Here is a 2,524-nt window from a genome sequence, read left to right as displayed (position 1 = left end):
CACCACTTGCTCCTGTCCAAACAAAAAGAATTCCAGGTAATACTTGTCGGGCCAGGTCTATTGCACCCGGGCCATCAATTTCAATTTCATAGTTCCCTGAGCCTGATGTTACTTCAATTGTAATTTCGGCATTGGCAGCCATCCCTGGCTCACAATCTAATAATGCGGTTTGCATTACTGTAAATTCAAGCGGGGGTATAATGGTAACAGTATCGGTGTCTGTACAACCATTACTATCTATAATTGCAATATTGTATAGGCCGGGAAATAGATTGTTAAAAACACCTCCATTATCTACATAGGTTACCCCACCGTCAATTGAATATAATATTTGAGGCGCAGCACTTGTTGCATTAATAGTCAATGTAGTAGGAGACACACAGGTATCTACTACCATAGAATCAATAGTTGGGTCTGGTGAAAGATCCAGATTAATTGGACCAAGGTTCGTTGAACAGCCGTACTGATCAGTAATAGTTACGTTATAATTCCCTGAAGGAGAATTTGCAGGTATTTCAATTGGGTTGTCAGAGGTTCCTACAATTGCTACAAAAGGAGCGGGACCTGTAACGTCAAAAGTATAAGTGCCGCCACCACCAGCAATGTTTTCGATTGCTATTAATCCGGGGTTGTTACAAGAAATATCTGCTAGCTTGTTTAATGTCGCCGTAATAGGGTCTAACTCTTCAATTAATATATTTTCACTGGCTGAAACACAAACATCTGCAAGACCCGCATCCACTTCTGTTACCACTATGTAATATTCAGCAGGGGCCAGGCCATTCACCATAATGGTGGCTGAATAAGGGACGATTCCGCCACTGGATTGTACTAAGGCACCGGTGACAGCATCATAAAACTCCCAACGCATATTTGGGTATGAGAAAGCATCAGTGTCTACGAGCGTGTAGGTAATTTCAGCATCGTTCGCTCCAGAACAAGAAGGCTCATATACTGCCGATATTTCTATCGGATTCATGGTAATGTCATTAACATTTACACTACTCTGTCTTATACAACCTGTTGAATCCCTAACGTAGAAAACATAGGTTCTTCCGGGGATCAGGCCTACCCAAACATGTGCACCAGGAATAGGGGCTGTCCATGCAGCCGTGGCAGGGTTAAACGTAGTAGGATCAGTAGTGTACGCATATTCGTAATTTGGCACACCAGCGGTTCCCTGTACTGTTACCTGTAATTCATTACAACCTACAACTACAGTAGAAATGGTGATATCAAGATCATCCAATGGATATGGAATTATATATCTGGGAAGATCAGTCTGACATATCGTAACACCACCTACAACTGTTCTCATTGAAGGATAAACTGAGGTACCGGAAATATAACCAGTTAAAATATCGGTAGTTCCAGGAATACTATTGTCCCCTGTCCAGGTCGCACCACCATCTGCACTAAATTCAATAGTACCTAAGGTGTTTGGGTAACCTACGAATTGGAAGCCATAATCATTTGGGTCTACACTGTTACATGCAGCAGGTAGGATAGGAATCACACTACCAGTTAATTCATCAGGGTTGCCAATATTCACGGGAGTATCTGTAACGACACAACCATTAGCATCCGTGACATTTATGGTATAATTACCCGGCGCCAAATTGTAAAAGTTGGTTATAGCCGATACTACATTTGTATAAGTTTGATCTGACGCCCCTCCATTATCTAAATCTATTATCTCTATTGTATAAGGGTTGTCTCCTGAGGCTACATTTACTTCTATAGACCCTACGCCATCATGACATTCAGGATCCGTTGGTGTTGAGGTAAATGTTATTGGCGTAGCCGGGTTAACTGTAACCGTTTCCATGAATTCACAATAAGGTACAACAGCAGAGTTGTCTCTTACATAAACATCATACGTACCGTCATTTCCTGTAGTAACTACATATGTATTGCTGGCGCCAAATAAACCGGCAGGGCTTGTTGTTGTTGGCACAAAAGCATATTCGTATGCTCCATCACCACCTGTAGCAGTGACAGTGATTGAACCGTCAGCACAAGTAGAAAGGTGTACAACATCAGCAACAGCAGTTAAACTTGGATTAATAGTTACGTTTTGTTGAACGCCGATACAACCAAAAGAATCTTTGACATCTATAGTATAATTCCCTGATGCCAGGTTTTCAAAGGTGTAGTTTGTTGCTGTAGATGGCGTAGGCGTTAACCATGGGCCGCCATTAATACTGAACTGAAATCCACCGTTTCCGGGAATTGAAGTTACATCTACCAGGATTGTCCCATCATTAGCCCCGCTATAACAAGCTGTTGGCGTGGTTATAAATGTTGGATTCATTGGAGCAACTACGGTGATAGGGGCGTCTATAGGATCCTCGCAGTTATTCGTATCTCGTGCTCTTACAATATAATCTCCTGCAGGAACAGCAACGAAATCAACACCGACCTGATAAGGCGTAATTATACCACCAACTGTATCTTCTAATTGATATTCATAACTTGGTGTACCTCCAATTGCACTGGCAGTTATGGTAGCCCCTGCATTGTT

Annotated in this window: 1 pseudogene; it reads right to left on the bottom strand. The window is 42.1% G+C overall.

Features of this window, described 5'->3' with window-relative positions:
* Positions 1-2,524: pseudogene (locus tag WBN20_RS04595) on the bottom strand (hypothetical protein); the annotation flags it as partial.

The sequence above is a fragment of the Eudoraea sp. genome, assembly GCF_049665975.1.
In the GTDB taxonomy this organism is placed as follows: Bacteria; Bacteroidota; Bacteroidia; order Flavobacteriales; family Flavobacteriaceae; genus Eudoraea.
The sequence above is the reverse complement of the archived record's forward strand: the minus strand, read 5'-3'. Positions and strand labels throughout refer to the sequence as shown.